A 20,734-nucleotide genomic window follows, 5' to 3' on the forward strand; every position below is an offset into this window, starting at 1 on the left:
GTCACTCCCCAGGCGCGGCTCCACCCCTGCAGTAGATCATCCCGGGGCGTGTGTGCAGTGGAACGCGAAGCGGCCGGGATGGTGACGCGAAATCCACCCAATGGTGGGAAATCGGCATCTTCACCACCACCGAGGAGGGGCTCGACCGGCCGGACCTGATGTTCCACTACGGCTCGGTGCCTTTCGACATGAACACGCTCCGGCACGGATATCCGACCACCGAGAACGGGTTCTGCCTGACCCCGAACGTCACCCGCAGTCGTTCGACCGGGACAGTACGCCTGCGTACGCGTGACTTCCGCGACAAGCCACGGGTGGATCCGCGCTATTTCAGCGATCCACACGACCTGCGGGTGATGACGTACGGGATCCGGCTCGCTCGTGAAATCGTCGCGCAACCGGCAATGGCCGGCTGGGCCGGCGACGAGCTCGCGCCCGGCGCGGACGCCCAGACCGACGACGAGATCGCCGACTACATCAGGAAAACCCACAACACCGTCTATCACCCCTCCGCGACCGTCCCGATGGGTGGCCCGCTGGACAGTCGGCTCCGGGTGAAAGGCGTGACCGGACTGCGGGTGGCGGACGGCTCGGCCATGCCGTTTCTGGTCGCGGTCAACCCGTGCATCACCACGATGATGATTGGCGAGAAATGCGCCGACATGATCAATGAGGACGCTCGCTAGCTGGCCAGGTCAAGACCAATTTTAAGTCGGGAGCATTTCCCGGTTTTTCCCGATGACCGCCCCTTCCGGCCAGGGCGTTCCGGTCTCACTCTGGACGAGATGCCAGCTCGCCCAGCCGGAAGGAAATCATGACAACCGACGAAACCCGCGGCGCTGACGAATTCGATCTCGACATTCGCATCGCGGACCGGATTCCGACGATGAAACTCATCGACGACCCGCGCTTCCCCCCCCCACCACCCACCCGACTCCAGTGCACCTTCTGGGCCAGCTGCGAGGCCTGCGTCTTCCCACACTGAGGGTCACCGGCGACTCGGTGACTTCGGTGAACCGTTCTCGGTGTTCGCCGGGGCGAGCCGCTCACCGCAGCGGTCGCAGCACAGATCGCTGTTCATCCGGCCGCCGCAGTCGACATGCGCGATGACCCTCGGCGGGCCGTCGGCCTGCGGATAGTGCCGGTCACCCCAGTCGAGCAAATGCATGAGGACAGGCCAAAGTTCAAGGCCTTTCGGAGTGGACACGTATTCGTACCGGTCCGGACGGCGTTGGTAGCGGTGGCGCGCGACCACGCCCTCCTCGACCAGGTGCTCAAGCCGGGTGGGACAGCACGCTCCGAGTGATGCCGAGGCTCTTTTGCAGGTCGTCGAATCGGCTGATTCCGAGCAACACGTCACGCAGGATCAACAGCGACCATCGCTCCCCGACCACCTCCAACGACCGTGAGATCGAGCAGCGCTGACCCTCGTACGTACGCCCCAACATAACGCCACCCTATCCCAGTCAGTTGCATCAAGCGACTCACGACCCGTACAGTCGTCGCATGACGCTACTCACTGGCCCACCTGCCACGTCCCGGCGCGGGTGGTTCTCCTTCGCGATCGTCTCCGTCGCCATCTACGCGTCCCTCCTGGACACGTTCATCGTCAATCTCGCGTTCTCGGCGATCCAAAAGGACTTTCCAGGCTCCGGACTTGCCGACTTGTCCTGGATCTTCACCGCGTACGCCATCGTCTTCGCCGCTCTGCTGGTCCCTTCCGGCCGGATTTCCGATGCCATCGGGCGGAAAAGGATGTTCCTGCTCGGCTTGGGACTTTTCGTGGCGGCCTCGGCGGCCTGCGCGATCGCGATCTCGCCCGCGATGCTGATTGCCGCCCGGATCCTCCAAGCCGCTGGCGCGGCCTTGTTCACCCCGGCAGCGCTCGCCGTGGTCCTGCCTGAGTTCCCGCCGCAGCGCCGGGCCGCGGTTTTCGGTGCGTGGGCGGCGGTGGGGGGCGCCGGGGCCGCCAGTGGGCCGCTGCTGGGTGCGGTGCTCGTCCAGTTCGACTGGCGCTGGATCTTCCTGGTCAACCTTCCGCTCGGAATGGCATCGCTGATCCTCGGATCGCTGCGGCTACGGGAAAGCCGCGACCGGCGCGAGTGGCAGCTGCCTGATCTCTGGGGCACCGCCGGGTTGATTGTCGGCGTCACCGCGCTGACCCTCACCATCGACAAGTTCGGTCAGTGGAGCCTTCCGACCACGCTGATCACCGCCGCGATCGCCGCCGCGATCCTGCTCGCGGTGGTCGGCAGGTCGTTACGGCATCGGTCCCCTGCCTTGGAAATCGGCCTGCTCCGCCGGCGCACCTTCCTGTTCGCGGTCAGTTCCGCGCTGCTCTTCTCGGTAAGTTTCGCAGCCGGCATCCTGGCCGGAGCGCAGTTCCTGCCCCTGCACTGGCATCAGTCCATCCTCGCCACCGGCCTCCAGTTGAGCCCCGGCCCGATCATGGCCGCCTGTGTCGCAATCCCGTCCTCTCGCCTGCTCGGACCACGGCTCGGCCCACACCGGGTCGGAGCCATTGGCGGTCTGTTGATGGCCGCCGGGGCCGTCTGGCTGACCGGGCGAATCGGGCCGACACCGGCCTACGTCAGCGAACTGCTGCCGGCTCAACTGCTGACCGGTATGGGCGTCGGGATGACCATCCCGTCGTTCGTCTCGGTGGCCCTCAGCGTCGTCGACCCAGCCAGGATCTCCACCGCGGTGGGCATTTCCTCGATGTTCCAACAGATGGGCAGCGCGTTCGGCGCGGCCGCATTCGTCAGCATCGTCGGCAACCCAGCGGCCGCCGAGCCCATCGCCGCGATCAATGCCTTCCATCGCGGTTGGCTTTTTTCGTCGCGGGCATGGCGATCCTGTCCGCCGTCGTCTTGTTGTCCTCTGGTTTTACGCCCTACGAACGTCGTTCCGCGACGCACCCGGCAAAGGACGGCGGATCGAAGGCGGCGACCGCTGGAAGTTCACCGGTGTAGCGGGAGATTTCGACAAGAGCGTGTTGGCCGGTGCAGCCCTGGGCGAGCGACGACGTGCCGCGGTCGGTGGTGAGAACGTTCGGGTTGCCATGGATGCAGGTGGCGATGTCCGGGCGGGACGGGTCGTACCAGGCTCCGGTGGAAAGCTGCACGACTCCGACGCGTACGTCCACAGTGGACTCGACGGCGGCCAGGCAGCTACCCCGGTCGTTGAAGATGCGTACGACGTCACCGTCGGAGAGTCCGCGAGACGCACAGTCCGTCGGATGCACGCGTACGCGCTCACGCCCGTGAGTCTTACCGGCCATGCTGTGAGCGCCCATGTCCAGCTGACTGTGCAGCTTCCGAGCGGGCTGATTCGCGATGAGATGCAACGGAAAGCGCTGGGCCAGTTCAGAACCGAGCCATTCCTCGGGCTCCAGCCAAGCGGCGTGTCCAGGGCAGTCGGCATAGCCAAACCCAGCGACCGTCTCGGAGAAGATCTCAATCCGGCCGCTCGGCGTGTTCAGCGGATGCTTGTCTGGATCGGCCACAAAATCAGCGAGTGGTGGATCGGGCTCGCGCAGACCCGGCAGCCGAATGTTGCCAGTCTCCCAAAAAACGTCGAAGTCCGGCACCTCGTGACCGCGTCTTCTCCAGGACTGCTGCCAGTTGCCATAAAGCTTTCGCAACCAGGCTGCTGAGTCTCGGCGCTCGGTGAACTCCTGATATACGCCCAAGCGCGAGGCCAGGTCACCAAAGATGTCGTAGTCGTCGCGGGCCTGGCCGACCGGAGGCACGACCTGCTTCATCGCGATCAGGTACGGGTCCCCCCTACCGGCGCCCATGTCGTCTCGTTCGATCGTCAGAGTCGCCGGCAGCACGATGTCCGCATGTTTCGCCATCCCAGTCCAGAACGGCTCATGCACAACGATCGTGTCGGGTTTGGCCAACGCGCGAGTCAGCCGCTGCAAGTCCTGGTGATGGTGAAAGGGATTACCACCAACCCAGTAAATCAACCGAGTGTCCGGATAGGACAGTCGATGCCCGTTGAAGTCGCCCGATTCGCCGGGCCGCTCCAACATGTCGACGATGCGCGCACACGGGATGAAATCGGAAACCTCGTTTCGACCTTGCCGCAGCGTCGGCAGCGGGCCGGACAAAGGCTTGCCGGCGTCACCGATCGAGCCGTACCCGTGCCCGAAACCACGGCCCGGCAGGCCGATCTGCCCCAGGTATGCGGCCAACGTCAGGCCCGCCCACAGGCTCTGCTCGCCGTACTGAATGCGCTGCAACGACCAGCTTGTCGTCACCAACGTCCGACAAGAAGCCATCCGCCGAGCCAAAGTCCGGATCTCATCGGCCGGTACGCCGGACAACTCAGCTGCCCATTCAGGCGTCTTGGCGACCCCGCCGGTGAGGTATTTTTCGACCATGTCAGCGCCAGCCACATACCTGTCCACAAAGGACCGATCGGCCAGCCCCTCAGTCACCAGGACCCAGGTCATCGCGAGCATGATCGCCACATCGGTGCCGGGAATGGTGGGCACCCACCGCGCATTCAGCTCCGAAGCCGCATCGTCAGCCAGCGGACTGATAGACACCACCTCCACGTTATGCAGCGCGGAAAGCTCGGAACCGATCCGGTGCTCGGAAAGTCCGCCGGGCGCGACCGCCAGATTGCTCCGCCGTACGCCACCGAAGGCCACTATCAAGTCGGTGTTGGCGGCGATCGTCTTCCACGACATGCCCTGCCGCCGAAAACCTGATGTCCACCAGCCGGGCCAAGAATCCGCGGCAAGGTGACCTCGGACGCGGCATTGCTGTAGTTGTTGACGGATCGGGTGTAGCCACCGATCGAATTCAGGAACCGGTGCACTTGCGACTGCGCGTGGTGAAACCGGCCGGCGCTCCCCCACCCGTACGAGCCGCCAAAAATCGCGCGATTTCCGTAAGACTCCTTTACCCGAGACAGCTCACCGGCGAGCAGATCCAGAGCTTTGGACCAACTGACGGGAACGTACGAGTCAGATCCTCGCCGAGAATCCGGACCAGGACCGGCGCTAAGCCAGCCGGCGCGAACGTACGGCTGCTTGATCCGCGACCGATGCCGATGCGCGTCGACGACATTGCCGATAAGCGGAGACGGCTCAGGATCGACCGGATGTGGCTCTACGCCAACGATCCGACCGTCCTGAGCCGTTGCCACAAAGGCTCCCCAATGGGAGCTGTGCGGGACTTCTCTAGACGTTGAAGCCAAGAGCGCGGAGCTGGTCGCGGCCGTCGTCGGTGATCTTGTCCGGGCCCCACGGCGGCATCCAGACCCAGTTGATCCGGAAGTCGTTCACCAGCCCGGTTGGCCCGGAAACCAGCGCCTCGCGGACCTGGTCCTCAATCACGTCGGTCAGCGGGCAGGCTGCCGAGGTCAGCGTCATGTCAACCGTGGCGATGTTCTCATCATCGACGTGGATCCCGTAGATCAGGCCAAGATCGACGACGTTGATGCCAAGTTCTGGGTCGACGACGTCTTTAAGCGCCTCTTCTACGTCGTCAAGTTCCGCCTTGGTCCGCTCGGCGGTCGGCGTTGTGGTCTCGTCGCTCATCGTGTTGCCTCCGTCGAAGTCGACGCGTCGGCGCCCGCCACAGCCCGCGCGGTCGCGTCCTTGAATGCCATCCACCCCAGCAGCGCGCATTTCACCCGAGCCGGATATTTCGCGACGCCGGCAAAAGCGACGCCGTCGCCAAGCACTTCCTCATCCGGCTCGACCGTGCCGCGGCCACCGATCATCCGCTGGAACTCGTCACCGACTGCCATCGCGTCCATCACCGGCTGGCCGGCGACCAGGTCGTGCAGCACCGATGCCGAGGCCTGGCTGATCGAACAACCCTGTCCCTCGTACGAAAGTTCCTCGACCACCGAGCCATCCGCGGACAGCTGCACCCGCACGGTCAGCTCGTCGCCGCAGGTCGGGTTGACGTGGTGCGCCTCGCCCGAATACGGGTCTTTGAGCCCCCGCCCGTGCGGGTGCTTGTAGTGGTCCAGGATGATTTCCTGGTAGAGCGATTCCATCTTCATGGCTTGAAGAACCTCTGGGCGCGTTCTATTCCCGCCACCAGCGCGTCGATGTCCTCTGTCGAGTTGTAGAGGTAGAACGTCGCGCGGGTGGTCGCTGGAATGTTGAAGCGGCGGACAATGGGCCAAGCGCAATGGTGCCCAACCCGGACCTCAACGCCCTGGTCGTCCAGCACCTGCCCAACATCGTGCGGGTGGATGCCGTCCACTACCACTACGAAGGAAACCGCGCCGCCGCGGGCCACATTCGTGGGAGGGCCGATGACACGTACGCCGGGCAGCGACTCCACCGCGTCCAGTGCGTACGCGGTGAGCTGCTTCTCGTGTTCGGCGACATTGGCCATGCCGACCTCGGTCAGGTAGTCGACCGCGGCACCGAGCCCGATCACCTGGGCGATGTTCGGCACACCGGCCTCAAAACGCTGCGGTGGCGCGGCAAAAGTCGTGCCCTCCATGCGTACGACCTCGATCATCGAGCCGCCGGTCAGGAACGGCGGCATCGCGGCGAGTAGGTCGTATCGGCCCCAGAGCACACCAACACCGGTCGGGCCGAGCATTTTGTGGCCGGAGAAGGCGACAAAGTCCGCGCCGGACTCGACCACATCAAACGGCATGTGCGGCACCGACTGGCAAGCGTCCAGCACTACCAGGGCGCCGACTTTGTGGGCCTTCGCAGCGATTTCGGCGACCGGATTGACCGTACCGAGCACATTGGACTGATGCACCAGCGCGACCAGCTTGGTCCGCTCGGTGATCACACTGTCCACATCGGACAGATCCAGCCGACCCTCGTCGGTCAGCCCAAACCAGCGCAGGGTGGCGCCGGTCCGCTGACAGAGTTGCTGCCAGGGCACCAGATTCGCGTGGTGCTCCATCTCGGTGACGACGATCTCGTCGCCGGGACCCACCACAAACCGAGCCGCCTCCGGCCCGGACGTGGCCGCGTTGCTCATCGAGTACGCGACCAGGTTCAGGCCCTCGGTCGCGTTCTTGGTGAACACCACCTCGTTGTCCCGCGCGCCGATGAAGGCGGCGATTTTCGCCCGCGCACCCTCGTAAAGATCGGTCGCTTCCTCGGCGAGCTGGTGGGCTCCGCGATGCACGGCCGCGTTGTGCCGCAGATAGTACGAGCGCTCAGCGTCCAGCACCTGCACGGGTTTCTGCGACGTGGCACCCGAATCCAGATAGACCAGCTGGTGGCCGTCCCGGACAGTGCGCTGCAGAATGGGAAAATCGGCTCGGATCCGCTCTACGTCCAGCGTCAGTTCCGGAGCCGGCGCGCCCATCAGACCGCCGCCTTGGTGTATCGCACGTACCCCTCGGACTCCAGCCGGTCGGCCAGCTCCGAGCCGCCTTCTTCGACGATTTTGCCACCGACGAAGACATGCACGAAGTCCGGCTTCACATACCGCAGAATGCGCGTGTAGTGGGTGATCAACAGCACGCCGACTTCGCCGGTCTCGGAGACCCGGTTGACGCCGTCGCTGACCACTCGCAGCGCGTCGATGTCCAGGCCCGAGTCGGTTTCGTCGAGGATCGCGATCTTCGGCTTGAGCAGCTCAAGCTGAAGGATCTCGTGGCGCTTCTTCTCGCCACCGGAGAAGCCCTCGTTCACGTTGCGCTCAGCGAAAGCGGAGTCGACCTCAAGCCGCTCCATCGCTTCCTTGACTTCCTTGATCCAGGTACGCAGCTTCGGCGCCTCGCCGCGAACGGCGGTCGCGGCCGTACGCAGGAAGTTCGAGACGCTGACCCCTGGAACCTCGACGGGATACTGCATCGCGAGGAACATGCCGGCGCGAGCGCGCTCGTCGACGGTCATCGACAGCAGGTCTTCGCCGTCGAGAGTGACCGAGCCGGACGTGATCCGGTATTTCGGGTGGCCAGCGATGGAATACGCCAGTGTCGACTTGCCGGAGCCGTTCGGCCCCATGATCGCGTGGGTTTCGCCCGCTTTCACCGTCAGGTCGACGCCGCCGCGCAGGATCTGTTTCTCCTCGCCGTCGGCGATGGCGACGCTGACGTGCAGATCACGGATTTCCAGAGTGCTCACTTCACGGGCTCCTGAGTTGCTGTCTGTACGGCAACGTAAACGTCGCCGTCCGAAATGCGGGTTTCATAGGTGGGTACGGCTTCGGTGGCCGGCGGGCCGGTCGGTTTTCCGGTCCGCAGGTCGAACTGCGAGCCATGCAGCCAGCACTCGATGGTGCAGCCTTCGACATCGCCTTCGGACAACGGAACTTCGGCGTGCGAACACACATCGCGGATCGCGAAAAAAACTGATCGTCCTCGGTGTGCACGACCGCCACCGGCTCGCCGTTGACCTGAACGCCGATGGCCTCGCCGGCCGGCACTTCGCCGACCGCGCAGGCACGTACGAAATCATTGGCCATTTAGGCGCCCGCCTCTGCGAGCCGCGCTTCCACCGTGGCGGTGATCCGATCGCGAAGCTCTTCCACCGGAATGCGGCCAATCAGCTCGGCGAAGAATCCCCGCACGACCAGGCGGCGGGCGTTCTCAGCGGTAATGCCGCGAGACATCAGATAGAAAAGCTGTTCGTCGTCAAATCGACCGGTCGCGCTCGCATGACCGGCGCCGACGACCTCACCGGTCTGGATTTCCAGGTTGGGCACCGAATCCGCGCGGGCGCCCTCGGTCAGCACCAGGTTCCGGTTGATCTCGTACGTGTCCGTGCCGGTCGCCTCGGGCCGGATCAGGACATCACCGATCCACACCGTGTGCGCGTCTTTTCCTTGCAGGGCACCGCGGTAGACCACGTTGGACCGGCAGTCCGGCACCGAGTGGTCGACCAGTTGGCGGTGTTCCAGGTGCTGGCCGCCGTCGGCGAAGTAGATGCCCAGAGCCTGCGCGTCGCCGCCGCGACCGGTGTAGTCGACAGTGGTGAACTGTCGTACCACATCGCCGCCGAGGCTGACCGAGATGTGCGTGATGCGGGCGTCCCGGCCGAGCTTGAGCCGCTGGTGCTGCAGGTGCACCGAACCGGAGTCGAAGTCCTGCACGCTGACCAGGATCAGTTTCGCGTTGTCCCCGACCAGCACCTCGACGTTGTCGGCCAGCACGGCCGGACCGGTGTGGTCAAGGACCACGGTGACCTCGGAGCCGGCGCCGATGTCGACGACGGTGTGCGCGAACGACGCTCCGTCAAGATCGCCGCCACCCACGTCGACCACCACTGGTGTCTCGACCTGGATGTCTTTGTCCACCGACAGAACAAAAGCCTCGGTGAAGGAGGTGTACGCCTGAGCGCTGATCCGGTCGAACGGCACCAAAGCGGTGCCGATGCGCTTGTCGTCGCGGCCGACGTTCTCGATGCGTACGCCCGAAGGCAGCTCCGCGACCGACCGCTTGACCGGCGTCCCGCTGGCCACGAACGAGCCGTCATGCAGGCCGGCGAGGCGGCTCAGCGGAGTGAACCGCCAGTCCTCGTCGCGCATGGTCGGCACCGAAAAATCCGCCACGTCATACGACGTGAGGGCCGCGGACCGGGTGGCCGGTGGGGCGCCGGCGCCCGGCTGAGAGCGCGCATCGGCGGTGGTCGTCGTCATGTGTTTCCGGTTCTCCTCTTTGAAAACTAGATCAGCAAGCCAGCGGTCAGCCGACTGCGCCTTCCATCTGCAGCTCGATCAGCCGGTTGAGCTCCAGCGCGTATTCCATCGGCAGCTCGCGGGCGATCGGCTCGACGAAACCGCGGACGATCATCGCCATCGCCTCGTCCTCGTTCATGCCGCGGGACATCAGGTAGAAAAGCTGGTCCTCGCTGACCTTGGAAACGGTCGCCTCGTGGCCCATCGACACGTCGTCTTCGCGAATGTCGTTGTACGGGTAAGTGTCTGAGCGGCTGATCGCATCGACCAGAAGCGCGTCACATTTGACCGTGCTCTTGGACTGCGAAGCGCCTTCCAGCACCTGGATCAGCCCGCGGTACGACGTACGCCCGCCGCCACGCGCCACCGATTTCGAGACGATCGTGGAAGAAGAAGTGTGCGGCGCCGCGTGCACCATCTTGGCACCGGCATCCTGATGCTGGCCCTCGCCTGCAAAAGCGACCGACAGAACCTCACCCTTGGCGTGCTCGCCGACCATGTAGACGGACGGGTATTTCATCGTCACCTTGGAACCGATGTTGCCGTCGATCCATTCCATGGTCGCACCCTCGTGCGCCACGGCCCGCTTGGTGACCAGGTTGTAAACGTTGTTAGACCAGTTCTGGATGGTCGTGTAACGGCAGCGCGCACCCTTTTTCACGACGATCTCAACCACCGCGGAGTGCAGCGAGTCGGACTTGTAGATCGGCGCGGTGCAACCCTCGACGTAGTGGATGTAGGCATCCTCGTCGACGATGATCAGGGTCCGCTCGAACTGGCCCATGTTTTCGGTGTTGATCCGGAAATACGCCTGCAGCGGGATGTCGACGTGCACACCCTTGGGCACGTAGATGAACGAGCCGCCGGACCACACCGCGGTGTTCAGCGCGGAGAACTTGTTGTCACCGCTGGGAATCACCGAGCCGAAATACTCCTCGAACAGCTCTGGGTGCTCGCGCAGGCCGCTGTCGGTGTCGAGGAAAATGACGCCCATCGCCTCAAGATCCTCACGAATCTTGTGGTAGACGACCTCGGACTCGTACTGCGCGGCGACACCCGAGACCAGCCGCTGCTTCTCCGCCTCCGGGATGCCCAGCCGGTCGTACGTGTTCTTGATGTCGTCCGGCAGCTCGTCCCAGGTGGTCGCCTGCTTTTCGGTCGAGCGTACGAAATATTTGATGTTGTCGAAGTCGATGCCGGTCAGCGACGCGCCCCAGTGCGGCATCGGCTTGCGCTCGAACAGCTTCAGCGCCTTGAGCCGGCGCTTGAGCATCCACTCGGGCTCGCTCTTCTTGGCCGAGATGTCACGTACGACATCCTCGTTCAGGCCGCGTCGGGCGACGGACCCCGCCGTGTCGCTGTCGGCCCACCGTAGCCATAACGGCTGAGCGCCTCGATGTGCTCGTCCTGGCTGATCGGCCTAACTTCGGGCGTGGTGGTCATGCGTGCGTCCTCCCGGAACGGGTGGTTGTTGTGTGCGATTTCGATATTCTTGGGCTGGGACGGGATGTGCGTGGTGCAGACCCCGTCACCGTGTGCGATGGTGGCCAGCCGCTGCACGTGGCTGCCGATCAGCCGGCTGATGACGGCGGTCTCGGCCTCGCACAGCTGCGGGAACTCGGCGGCGACATGAGCCACCGGGCAGTGGTGCTGGCAGATCATCCCGCCGGACGCGATCATCGAGGCCGTCGCAGCGTAACCCTCCGCGGTCAACGCGCTGGCCAGGGCCTCCGTACGAGCGGCCGGATCGTCGCCGGCGGCGTCCACCACCTCGCGGCAGCGGCGCTCCAGCCCAGCCACCCGCTCGGCGGCGAGCGCCTGGATGGCCTCGGAGCCCGCATACGTCGACAGATGCCGCAGCGCGACGGCGGCAAGGTCGTCGTACGCGTGCGGGAACGGCGCCCGGCCGGTCTCGGTGAGTTCGAACAGCTGGGCCGGCCGGCCGCGACCGCGCTGGCCCACCATCGGCTTCTCCGAGCGGCGGATCCGGTCCTCGGCCAGCAGCGTCTCCAAGTGCCGGCGGATCGCCGCCGGAACCACGCTGAGCTGCTGCGCGAGCTGGGCGGCGGTCTGCGGGCCGTGCTCCAACAGCAATTGCACGACCCGGTCGCGAGTCCGCTGTTCGGCCATCCCGCCCGCGACCAGTTCGTCGAGGACCTTACTGTTGACAGCAGTCGTCGCGGGCACGCTCAGGCGCCCCGACTCGTCGCTGTCGTTTTTTCACAACACCTATGTTACGTAATTCGCTCGATGTGAGCCAACCCTAAGAAGGCCCGGTCGTACGGTGGCACGCATCACTCCTTGCCCAGGAGGCTCCCGATGCCGGTCACGCATCTAGTTCTACAGCGCGTAGAGTAAAGCTGTGCGAGCCGACGAACCCGCGGTAGTGCTGCAGGACTTGTTCGTGCGTTATGGGCCAGTCACGGCGGTGGACGGTCTCTCCTTTACGGTCCGAAGCGGCTCCGTGCATGCCCTGCTGGGGCCCAACGGAGCAGGCAAAACGTCCACGATCGAGGTCTGCGAGGGCTACCGGCGGGCCAGCGGTGGCTCGGCCCGCGTCCTCGGCCTGGACCCGGTCGGCGAACACGACCAGCTGATGCCCCGGATCGGCGTGATGCTGCAGGCCGGCGGGGTCTACCCGGGCGCCCGGGCAGCAGAGATGTTGCGCTTGATCGCCGCGTACGCGGCGCGTCCACTGGACACCGCGATGCTCACCGAGCGGCTCGGCCTGGCGAAGGTCGCGAACACTCCGTACCGGCGGCTGTCTGGCGGCGAGAAGCAGCGCCTCAGCCTCGCGATGGCTGTCGTCGGCCGCCCTGACCTGGTGTTCCTCGACGAGCCGACGGCCGGCATGGACCCGCAGGCCCCGGCACGCACGCGACCTGGGACCTCGTCGACGAACTGCGTAAGGACGGCGTCACGGTCGTCCTCACGACCCACCTGATGGACGAGGCCGAGCGGCTGGCGGACCGGGTGACGATCATCGACAGCGGCAAGGTCCTCGCCGACGACACGCCTGGCCACCTGACCAGCAGCTGCGAGCGGTTGTCCTTCACCGCCCGAGCGCACCTCCCGCTGGCTCCCCTGCAGGCTGTCTTACCGGAAGGCCTGGCCGCTCTGGAGCCGCGCCCTGGCGAGTACGTCGTGTCCGGCGACCTGACGCCGCAGGTGCTGGCCGCTGTCACCGCCTGGGGCGCCGGGAATGACGTTCTGCTGGGCGACCTTCGCACAGCCAAACGTACGCTCGAAGACGTTTTCCTTGAGCTCACCGGACGGGAGCTGCGGACGTGAGCACTTTCGCGCCGGCGCCGGGACGCGCGCCGATGTCCCGAATTTTGCTGGCCCAGTCGGCGATGGAGCTCAAGCTCACGCTCCGCCGCGGCGAGTCTCTGTTGCTGACACTGGTCATTCCGATTCTGGTGCTGCTTGGCATCGGGCTGACATCTGTCGTACGCCTGCCGACCGCCGATCGCATGGGCTTTGTGGTGCCCGGTGTGATGGGCCTCGCGGTGATGTCGACCGCTTTTACCGGCCAGGCGATCGCCACTGGTTTTGAGCGTTCTTATGGCGTACTCAAACGGCTCGGCGCCTCCGCATTGCCGCGCTGGGGCCTGATGGTCGCCAAAACCGTGGGAGTCATCGCCGTCATTGTTTTGCAAGTCGCCGTACTGGCCGTCGTCGGTTTGTTGGCCGGCTGGCATCCATCAGCTGCCGGAATTTTGCCGGCGCTCGGGCTCGCTGTCGTGGGTACGGCCGCGTTTTCCGGACTTGGCCTGTGGATGGCCGGCACCCTCCGCGCCGAGGCAACTCTCGCCGCCGCCCAACCTCGTCTATTTGTTGATGCTGGCCGTCGGCGGCGTCGTGACCGCCGTACCGTCTTTCGCGGCTGGCATTCTTGGACTGCTCCCCCTGGACGCGCTGACTACCGGGATGCGGGCGGCTTTGACCGGTGGCACGGTGCCATTGCAGTCGTGGCTAGTGTTGCTTTTTTGGGCCGTGGTCTCGATCTCCGCCGCCGCCCGTTTTTTCAAGTGGGAATGAGAGGGCCGGTACTGAGCTGGGCTGATGCACCCGCCTGACGTCAGTTCGTCTCCAGCATAGCCGCCCGCGAGCCACGGTGGGAGGCGTACGTTCGGCTCATTCAGCGGCGGTCCGAGAGGCTCTACGCTCCGCTGGCATGAACTGGTGGGACAGCTTCGTCGCAGTACTCGACAAGACGCCGCCGATCGTCGGGACCCTGACGGGCGTGGTGCTCAACGGGCTGATCGCGACCTGCGTCGCGTTGTATGTCTCGAAGAGGGGGCAGGAGCACGCCGAGGAGCTGGCCCGCAAGCAGGCTGCCCTCGCTGCCGCAGAGTCCGTCCATGAGTCGCTGGCCGGTCTGCTCGACTACCTGGCCAACACGGTCGAGAGCGACCCGATCGATGCGGGAGCCCCGGCGACCATCGGGTCGATGCTCGACGAATTCGAGCGCGTCCAGTTCCTCAAGCTCCCAGCGATCGCCGACCAGAACCTCGTCAATCGCGTACGGGCCACGACGAAGGCATGTCAGGCGGCCATACCCGTCATCAAGCGGTCGACCCCTGCTGCCAAGAGGACGAGGGTCGAGACCGTACAGCGGGTCATGCTGAGGCTCGGCAGCTCGATCTACGACTGGCGCCAGGACGGCACCTGCGAGGCGGCGGACGTAGACCTGATCGCGACGGAGATCTCGGCGGCCATCAGCCCGAATCAGGAGGTGAGCTGACCCGTGGACTGGAGCGTCGTCATCCCGCCGCTTATAGGGGCAGGAGCCGGTGCGCTCCTCAATGGACTCATTTCCACCGGCGTCGCGCTCTACGTTTCCCGCAAAGGACGCCAGCACGCCGAGCGGCTGGCCGAGACCGGCCGTGGGCACACCGAGCTACTGGCTCGCAAACAGGCAGCACTCGCGGCGGCTGAGGCGATCGGCCAGGCACTGGCAGCTCTAGACGTGTCTCTGCGGTCGTGGCTCAACTGGAGCCGTGGCCGGTCCTTAGAAACTGAGCCAGACACCACGCAAGCATGGACTCACCTGAGGGAGATCGTCATGATCAAGCCGCCCGCGATCGACGAGCCGATCCTGATCCATCACGTCATAGCGGGCTACGACCAAGCAGCTGCCGCGTTCGATAAAGCGTGGGGCACGCCTCAGATCGATACAGTCGTGGACGAGATCATGAAGCTACTGGCCAAGCTTGGCGGCGAGCTAGCCGACTACCGCCGCTCGGGCAGCGTCCCGGAGCTGGGCGACCCCCACGACATCAGCTACCTCCAGATGATCGCGTCCAACGTCCCGCCCGCGAACCAAGAGAGCTAGGCGGCTGACGCCTGCAGCGCGGCCAGCTCCTCCTCCAGCTCCCGCTTGGTCTCGGGGTCGCGGGCCATCAGGATCCCCCTCAGGAGGGCCAGGTCCCGAGACTGGGTGACTGGTGACTCGGTGGCTGGCGCCGCCTCTGAGGCCGTCGTGGGCAGCACCAGGTCTAAGTCCTCGACCGAGACGACCGGAGTCGGGACTGGAGCGTCCTGGTGGCTCTCAGCGGCCTCTCGCCGCTCCTGGGCGCGCTCCGACCGGTACCTGATGATGAAGGTGGCGTACGCCTTAGGGCTGCCGTGGGCATTGAGCCTCGGCAGGACCTCTCGGTCATGGGCGTCAACCAGCTCCCAGGCCACGTCCAGGTATGTACGGCCCCTCCCCGGCGCCTCAAGCTCCTTGGCGATGACCGACCAGATCCCCAGTTGGTCTCGCTCGGAGATCTTCTTTCCGCGCTCGTCCAGGCCCTGGACGTAGTGGGCCAGGACGGCGTTTGCTGCCAGGACGGGGTTGTCGTACGGGTCCAGGTGCTCCAGCTCCCCTCGCCAGTCGATCTTTTGATCCCGACCAGGAGTGGTGGGGGCCACCGGGGAGTCCTGGCCGACCCGGTCGGGGTCGTCGCTGGCGGTTGCTCGCGTCGCAAGCGAGCGACAGTCTTCCTCGACAGTCTTCTCACAGTCTTCGGGATTGGTTTTCGCTTTTAACGCCCCATTCGCCGACGCCCGGTCCGCCGACGCCCCGTTAACCGACGCCCCATTTTCGGTCGTCGGTGCGACCTGGGGAAACACCTGCTGGGCCGGTATAGCTGCAGGTGCGGCCGACGACCGGATCTCGGGCGTCGGTTCCAGATCATCATTTGATGATTCATCCTCCAGCTGCAGCGGAGGCCAGTGCCACTCACGGCTGGAGGTCCACTGCCCACCCACCCCGCCCGGCCGTTCGGATCTTCCTTGTGTAGCCAAACTGCTCCAGCTGCGCGACCGCTTTCCGTACGGCGTTGCGGCCCTCCGTGCGGTGCCGGGCGATCTGGTCGGCCGACCACGTCCAGGTTGCCGGATGCGACAACACAAAAGCCATGACGGCGATGCTGAGTCCCGAGATCCGGCTGTCGCGCAGCAGTTCATTGGGGATCTTGGCCCAGCCGGACTCCGGCGGCGCGAAATGGACGCTGATCTTTTGATCTCCGACTGGGATCTTGATCTCCGCTGAGGATGGTGCGGAAGCGGGCGCGCTGGGTACACTTATCGAAGACATCCGGTGGTCCTTCGCTAGGGAATGGCCTACTGGTGAGCGGCTTAGGGCGTGGTGGCCCGGGCCGCTCAGTCATTTTTTTAGTCTTTTCTGAGGTCGACTCTACGCCGCAGCCATTGCCCGAGCTATAGATCGAGCGCGAGTTTCCCTTGCACCACAGCATCCGATTGGTACCATACATATGGTACCAATGGAACCTAACTAGAAGCAGATCAAAAGATTTGAGCCCAGGACGCAGAAAAGCCCGGCCCCGGATGAGGGGGATCCGGGCCGGGCTTTTTTTTTAGCGGCGGCTTCGCGTCGCGGCGTGCGCCTCAATGTACGATTGCAGCGCGAGCCGTACCACATCGCTCACGCTGCGCTGCTGCTCGCTCGCGACGCGCATTAACGCGGCTTTCGTCGCCTCGTCCAGCAGTACGGACTGTTTTGACATAAATCTTTGCGGCCCTCTTGTCACAACCCCTCCACGTCTCCAAGTTTCCTTGGTGTCTAACAACTTTAGCTGAGAATCCGGCCTAGATGCTCTTGACGCAGCCGGATCTTTGCAGTCTACTTGAAATCAGGTGATTGGATCACCGGGTCGGACCGCCAGCTGACCTTCTGTAGCGATTAGCACGGAGGAAGTTATGGCGGCGCGGGACCAAAGAATATCGCCGGCACCCACCATGCGCGACGCGGTGCGGCTTTGGGGATTTTGCGATCGCTCGGGCGGTGACGACGCCCATTGGCGCTGGCTGGGGGCTCGCACCTCGACCGGCTATGGAATCACGCAGATCGGCGGAATCAACACGTCAGCGCATCGGGCCATTTTCCGAGCGTTCGTCGGAGAACTTTCTAATGACGACGATGTCGATCATCGGTTCAATTGCGGCCCGATTGGCTGCGTCAACCCGCGCCACCTGCGCCCCTTGTCCCGGCGAGAAAATGTGATGCGCGGCAACGGCGCGTGCGCCATTCGAGGTCGCTCAGCTACCTGCCCGAGCGGCCATTTCTACGACGGCGAGATGGCCGTCGGCACCGACGGCATCTGGCGGCGGCGGTGTGTGCGGTGCGTGGAAGACCGCCGCTCGCGCCGGCACGGCCCGCGTCCAGAGTTCGCCGCTGGCCTCATCGGTGACCTCCACGAGCTGACCGGCGGGAGGGCCCGGCGGGTATAAGCCGCCTAGCCGGGGGCGTCGGCTCGTGCCGCGCCCGCCCGGAGGAGACCACCGGCCGGCGCCCCATTCCAAGCGAAAATTGCAGACATTTGCCCACCTGAAGGGACCCTGATGGACGACGAGAGGTCCAGGCGGCCAGCGACACGCTCCGCCGCCACCGCGCTGGCGAGGAAATGCCAGCGACCGAGCTAAAAGCAGCGCTCCAGGTCATGGAAGCGTGGTGGCGCCGGGAGGTCACGCGGATGACCCGCAAAGAAAGGGAAGTATGAACAACAACCTTGAGAGTTTGTATAAGGATGCCGCAGCACTCGATGAGCTGTACTTTTGGCTTGCTGATGAGAGTTTCGGCCTAGACTGGGTGCCTGACGAGCGGCCGATATGGCTGGATATGTACCGTCTGGCGCAGGCGTACGCGCACAGCGCCGAGGGGACGCTGGCCGAGGACTGGGTTGCCGTCATCCAGCTCGAGACTGGCTGGGAGATCGGCAACGCCTATCTGGAGGATGACCCAGGCGACCAGGACGATCTCCGCGTCGCCCCGCTAGCGGCGCGAGACCACCGAGACGACGAGGCGCACGCGAGCGAGACCCGCGACATCTCGCCGCGGGTCTCGTGATGACGGTCGCGCGCAGCTCAGGACGCACTCTCGCGCGAGACGACGAGCGAGACGGTGTCGCGACGAGACCACCGAGACACCGAGACACCGAGACGAGACCGGCGACGAGAGCGAGAGCGGAGGCCGCCTCTCGGACGAGTTCGCGCGTCTCGGTGTCTCGGTGTCTCGGTGTCTCGGTGTCTCGGTGTCTCGGTGTCTCGGTGTCTCGGTGTCTCGGTGTCTCGGTGTCTCGGTGTCTCGGTGTCTCGGTGTCTCGGTGCGGTCTCGCGAGAACGAGACCGCACCGAGAACGAGCGAGACATCGAAACGCCGGCCGCGAACAGCCGCCCCAGTAAAGGAGCTATAAAATTGATTCTCGCCATGCTCGGCGCAGTCCTCGGGATCCTCGCTGCCGTCTCGCTGGACGGCGTCGCCACCTACGTACGTACGCGGAGTGTCCGATGAAGGCCGGCGCGGGCCGACCGACTGCCAAAGCCGGTGGCAGGTTCAAGGGGGCCGGCCTGCTCGGCACGATCCCCGTCGCGATTGTTGTTTGGGTCGCCGCCACCCACCCGGACTCGATCGCCGGCCAGCTGCTGATCGGCATCGCCAACGTCGTACTTAGCTTCGTCCACTGACCAAAACAAACCCGCCAGCAGGGCCTCGTCCGATATGGACGGGGCCTTGTCGTCACCGAGGGTAAGTACACGGCCGAGTACACGCCCCGAGTACACGCCCTCAAGATCACCCCAACGCCCAGCCGCGCGCCCGCGCGCGCGAGGCTACATGACGCTCTGTGTATATGCCAGGGCGGCGCAGACTATGGCGCTGGCGCTGCGCGGGTGGGAGCATCCCAGATTCATAGGATCGGCTCGGGAGGTCCCGATGGTCGCGAAAAGGTATGAGGTCGAGCTGAAGAGCGCCGGCAGCGGCTCGCGTCTGGGCGTGCTGGAGACAAACATCGACCCTCAGGACGGGGCCGCCGTCAGGTCGCTCCTCGAGGAGATGGTCCTGGAGGCCAAGGGCACGCTCAACCTGGACCTCAGCCGTTTCATCATGAGAGTGCATACCTCGTCATGGGGCCGGTTCGTCGACGTGCGGGTCAGCAGCAGCGGCGAGACGACGATCGACGGCAAGGTCGCCCCCGGCTCCCGAACCTCAGGGATGCGGCGCTGGTAGACCGGTGGCAAACTACCTGGTCGGCTACAGCGCGACACGGCGGCTAGAGAGCAACGCGGTCGGCGGCGGCCGTCTTTACCGACGAGACTCGCCTAAGACGCCTGCTGGGTTCGCCCACCGCGTCGTAGAGGGCGAGACCGCCGCCATCTGCGGGGCAGCCATCGTGCTCGTCACAGGGCCGTGGCCTCCCGGGTTCGCGCGATCATGCCGGAAGTGCGCTCAGATCGCGGCGTCCTTGTAGGTCAGACGGCCACACCCAGCCGGGTGGCGAGGCTCCTGGCGTCCTTCTCGATGACACGGCCGCCAGAGGTCACCAGCTCGCCGGCCAAGCCCCGGGCCAGCGGGTGGCAGCGCATCGCGCATCGCCTCCAGGGACACATCGGCCGCCTTGGCGAGCAGGTTGAGCGCGCCCATCTTGTCCTTGCGGAGCTGGTAGGAGCGGGCCATCTCCAGCCACAGCCGGGCGCGGCGCTCGTTAGACGGGACAGAGTCCGGGTCCACCCGCTCGGCCTCGCTCAACGCGCGGCCGCCCTTGCGGAGGTCGGCGTTCACCGACACGGCGGTCACGTCAGTGTTGGCCTGCCCGAACACCGTCCACGAGTGGTGGTAGCCGGCCGGCAGTGATCGGGCCGCCTCGCCGCCGAGGTCGAGGTACCGCAGAGCGTCGCCCTCGCGACCCATCCGGGCGGAGGTGATGGAGTTATGCAGCTGGAGGGCGCCCCACATCGCGCGGGACTCCTGGCGTGAGTCCAGCTCCGGCTCGATCAGCTCGGCTGCCTGGTCCACCAGGTGGACGGACTCCTCCTCGCGACCGGCGGACCGCTGGACGTTGCCCAGGACCCAGGCCGCACCAGCCAGGGCCAGCGGGTCGTCCGCCTGCTGGGCAGCGTGGATACCTCGGTCAGCGACCAGCCAGAGCAAGGCGGGCTCCGCGACCCAGGCCAGGATCTGCTCGCACAGCCCGTAGACCTCGCTCAGGGCGCGGTAGGCCTTCCGGCGGTCGTTTCCCTCCAGGACGCGCACGGCACGTTGACACTCCCGTATGAGCCCGGGAAGAGGCATCCCCACGTCACTGCGGGGAGCGACAGAGACGTGCCACTGACGCCAGGCTGCGGAGGCTCGGCGCTGCAGGTCGTCGGCGTCGGGCCAGGGCTCGGAGGCGACCGTCAGCATGGTCTCCTCGATGGCCTCCCGGATGGCCGGGACGGCCTCATGAGAGGCCCGCTGAGCCAGGCCCATTGGAATGTTCGAGGTACCGGTCAGGAGCGACAGATCGTCGACCTGCAGTGCCTCGGCGAGGTTCACCAACATGGCGAACCGGGGGGTCTGTAGGCGGCCCTTCTCGATCTTTTTGAGCCACTCTTCAGAGCGCCCGACGAGACCGGCGACAACGGCCCTGGTCTTGCCTTTACGCTCTCGTACGGTCTGGATGCGCTGGCCCACTGTGAGGCCTTCTAGGTCGTCCATTGCTGCTGCCCCTCTGGCTAGGCGCGCTGCGACATCTCACAAGCGTACGCGACAGTAGCGGCCCGGTGATCTAAACGATCTTGGGCAAGGGGGGCAAAACCGTACCCCCTCCTGGCCGGGATCTTTA

General features: G+C 65.3%; 23 protein-coding genes and 3 pseudogenes. 11 read left to right on the forward strand and 15 right to left on the reverse strand.

What is annotated here, in order from left to right; translation table 11 throughout:
• Positions 1–686: pseudogene (locus tag GNX96_RS04200) on the forward strand (GMC family oxidoreductase); the annotation flags it as partial.
• A 128-nt stretch (positions 687–814) separates the two neighbouring features.
• Positions 815–985, forward strand: coding sequence for a hypothetical protein (locus tag GNX96_RS04205; protein WP_163567088.1), 171 nt, complete (start codon positions 815–817; stop codon positions 983–985).
• A 3-nt stretch (positions 986–988) separates the two neighbouring features.
• Here the strand turns inward: GNX96_RS04205 and GNX96_RS48705 are convergent, their stop codons facing one another.
• Both GNX96_RS48705 and GNX96_RS48710 read right to left on the reverse strand, forming a co-directional pair.
• Positions 989–1,255: a winged helix-turn-helix transcriptional regulator gene (locus tag GNX96_RS48705; protein ID WP_279579322.1), complete on the reverse strand. Its 267-nt coding sequence runs from the start codon at positions 1,253–1,255 to the stop codon at positions 989–991.
• 19 nt (positions 1,256–1,274) lie between these two features.
• Positions 1,275–1,448, reverse strand: a complete 174-nt coding sequence (locus tag GNX96_RS48710; RefSeq protein ID WP_279579323.1) for a winged helix-turn-helix transcriptional regulator — start codon at positions 1,446–1,448, stop codon at positions 1,275–1,277.
• Positions 1,449–1,506: 58 nt separating this feature from the next.
• Here GNX96_RS48710 and GNX96_RS04215 point away from each other — a divergent pair, with 58 nt between their 5' ends.
• A complete protein-coding gene (locus GNX96_RS04215; RefSeq protein ID WP_163567089.1) occupies positions 1,507–3,045 on the forward strand; it encodes an MFS transporter in 1,539 nt (512 codons plus the stop codon).
• Positions 3,046–3,061: 16 nt separating this feature from the next.
• Here GNX96_RS04215 and GNX96_RS04220 read toward each other — a convergent pair.
• From GNX96_RS04220 to GNX96_RS67060, 10 genes and pseudogenes are all read right to left on the reverse strand, one after another.
• Positions 3,062–4,699 (reverse strand): annotated as a pseudogene (locus tag GNX96_RS04220) (molybdopterin-dependent oxidoreductase); the annotation flags it as partial.
• Positions 4,663–5,160 carry a molybdopterin-dependent oxidoreductase gene (locus GNX96_RS60820; protein ID WP_313885577.1) on the reverse strand — a complete coding sequence of 166 codons (498 nt, stop codon included), beginning with the start codon at positions 5,158–5,160 and terminating at the stop codon, positions 4,663–4,665. The pseudogene GNX96_RS04220 and the gene GNX96_RS60820, both read right to left, overlap by 37 nt.
• A gap of 34 nt (positions 5,161–5,194) precedes the next feature.
• Positions 5,195–5,554: a metal-sulfur cluster assembly factor gene (locus GNX96_RS04225; RefSeq protein ID WP_163567090.1), complete on the reverse strand. Its 360-nt coding sequence runs from the start codon at positions 5,552–5,554 to the stop codon at positions 5,195–5,197.
• Positions 5,551–6,027, reverse strand: a complete 477-nt coding sequence (gene sufU, locus GNX96_RS04230; RefSeq protein ID WP_163567091.1) for a Fe-S cluster assembly sulfur transfer protein SufU — start codon at positions 6,025–6,027, stop codon at positions 5,551–5,553. Before sufU ends, GNX96_RS04225 begins: the two co-directional genes overlap by 4 nt.
• On the reverse strand, positions 6,024–7,310 hold the full coding sequence (locus tag GNX96_RS04235) for a cysteine desulfurase (RefSeq protein WP_279579324.1): 1,287 nt from the start codon (positions 7,308–7,310) through the stop codon (positions 6,024–6,026). Before GNX96_RS04235 ends, sufU begins: the two co-directional genes overlap by 4 nt.
• On the reverse strand, positions 7,310–8,074 hold the full coding sequence (sufC, locus tag GNX96_RS04240; protein WP_163567092.1) for a Fe-S cluster assembly ATPase SufC: 765 nt from the start codon (positions 8,072–8,074) through the stop codon (positions 7,310–7,312). Before sufC ends, GNX96_RS04235 begins: the two co-directional genes overlap by 1 nt.
• Complete coding sequence (locus GNX96_RS48715; RefSeq protein WP_390623926.1) at positions 8,071–8,391, reverse strand: non-heme iron oxygenase ferredoxin subunit; 321 nt, start codon at positions 8,389–8,391, stop codon at positions 8,071–8,073. Before GNX96_RS48715 ends, sufC begins: the two co-directional genes overlap by 4 nt.
• Before the next feature lie 23 nt (positions 8,392–8,414).
• Positions 8,415–9,587 (reverse strand): Fe-S cluster assembly protein SufD, encoded by a 1,173-nt coding sequence (sufD, locus tag GNX96_RS04250; RefSeq protein WP_163567093.1) that lies wholly within the window; start codon positions 9,585–9,587, stop codon positions 8,415–8,417.
• A gap of 46 nt (positions 9,588–9,633) precedes the next feature.
• The gene (gene sufB, locus GNX96_RS04255; RefSeq protein WP_452124462.1) at positions 9,634–10,953 is read right to left on the reverse strand and encodes a Fe-S cluster assembly protein SufB; all 1,320 of its coding nucleotides are present in this window, start codon (positions 10,951–10,953) and stop codon (positions 9,634–9,636) included.
• The gene (locus GNX96_RS67060) at positions 10,950–11,813 is read right to left on the reverse strand and encodes a helix-turn-helix transcriptional regulator (RefSeq protein WP_452124461.1); all 864 of its coding nucleotides are present in this window, start codon (positions 11,811–11,813) and stop codon (positions 10,950–10,952) included. Before GNX96_RS67060 ends, sufB begins: the two co-directional genes overlap by 4 nt.
• Positions 11,814–11,988: 175 nt before the next feature.
• Here GNX96_RS67060 and GNX96_RS04265 point away from each other — a divergent pair.
• The 4 genes and pseudogenes from GNX96_RS04265 (at position 11,989) to GNX96_RS04280 (ending at position 14,964) form a co-directional block, all read left to right on the forward strand.
• Positions 11,989–12,917: pseudogene (locus GNX96_RS04265) on the forward strand (ABC transporter ATP-binding protein).
• Positions 12,914–13,705, forward strand: coding sequence for an ABC transporter permease (locus GNX96_RS04270; protein WP_279579326.1), 792 nt, complete (start codon positions 12,914–12,916; stop codon positions 13,703–13,705). Before GNX96_RS04265 ends, GNX96_RS04270 begins: the two are co-directional and overlap by 4 nt.
• Positions 13,706–13,803: 98 nt before the next feature.
• A complete protein-coding gene (locus GNX96_RS04275; protein ID WP_163567094.1) occupies positions 13,804–14,373 on the forward strand; it encodes a hypothetical protein in 570 nt (189 codons plus the stop codon).
• Between the two features lie 3 nt (positions 14,374–14,376).
• Positions 14,377–14,964, forward strand: coding sequence for a hypothetical protein (locus tag GNX96_RS04280; protein WP_163567095.1), 588 nt, complete (start codon positions 14,377–14,379; stop codon positions 14,962–14,964).
• On the opposite strand, the gene GNX96_RS04285 is transcribed toward GNX96_RS04280, so the two are convergent.
• Both GNX96_RS04285 and GNX96_RS04290 read right to left on the reverse strand, forming a co-directional pair.
• Positions 14,961–15,545, reverse strand: coding sequence for a hypothetical protein (locus tag GNX96_RS04285; protein ID WP_163567096.1), 585 nt, complete (start codon positions 15,543–15,545; stop codon positions 14,961–14,963). The genes GNX96_RS04280 and GNX96_RS04285 overlap by 4 nt on opposite strands.
• Positions 15,546–15,855: 310 nt before the next feature.
• Entirely contained in the window at positions 15,856–16,212 is a 357-nt protein-coding gene (locus tag GNX96_RS04290) for a hypothetical protein (RefSeq protein WP_163567097.1), read from the reverse strand.
• Positions 16,213–16,835: 623 nt separating this feature from the next.
• On the opposite strand from GNX96_RS04290, the gene GNX96_RS48725 reads away from it, so the two are divergent.
• From GNX96_RS48725 to GNX96_RS04310, 4 genes are all read left to right on the forward strand, one after another.
• Complete coding sequence (locus GNX96_RS48725) at positions 16,836–17,366, forward strand: HNH endonuclease family protein (RefSeq protein ID WP_279579327.1); 531 nt, start codon at positions 16,836–16,838, stop codon at positions 17,364–17,366.
• Between the two features lie 265 nt (positions 17,367–17,631).
• Positions 17,632–17,982: a hypothetical protein gene (locus tag GNX96_RS04300; protein WP_163567099.1), complete on the forward strand. Its 351-nt coding sequence runs from the start codon at positions 17,632–17,634 to the stop codon at positions 17,980–17,982.
• A gap of 440 nt (positions 17,983–18,422) precedes the next feature.
• On the forward strand, positions 18,423–18,599 hold the full coding sequence (locus GNX96_RS04305) for a hypothetical protein (protein WP_163567100.1): 177 nt from the start codon (positions 18,423–18,425) through the stop codon (positions 18,597–18,599).
• Between the two features lie 247 nt (positions 18,600–18,846).
• Complete coding sequence (locus GNX96_RS04310) at positions 18,847–19,140, forward strand: hypothetical protein (protein ID WP_163567101.1); 294 nt, start codon at positions 18,847–18,849, stop codon at positions 19,138–19,140.
• 219 nt (positions 19,141–19,359) lie between these two features.
• Here the strand turns inward: GNX96_RS04310 and GNX96_RS04315 are convergent, their stop codons facing one another.
• The gene (locus GNX96_RS04315) at positions 19,360–20,583 is read right to left on the reverse strand and encodes a helix-turn-helix domain-containing protein (RefSeq protein WP_279579328.1); all 1,224 of its coding nucleotides are present in this window, start codon (positions 20,581–20,583) and stop codon (positions 19,360–19,362) included.
• Between the last annotated feature and the right edge of the window lie 151 nt (positions 20,584–20,734).

The organism is Fodinicola feengrottensis (assembly GCF_010993775.1).
GTDB lineage: Bacteria > Actinomycetota > Actinomycetes > Mycobacteriales > HKI-0501 > Fodinicola > Fodinicola feengrottensis.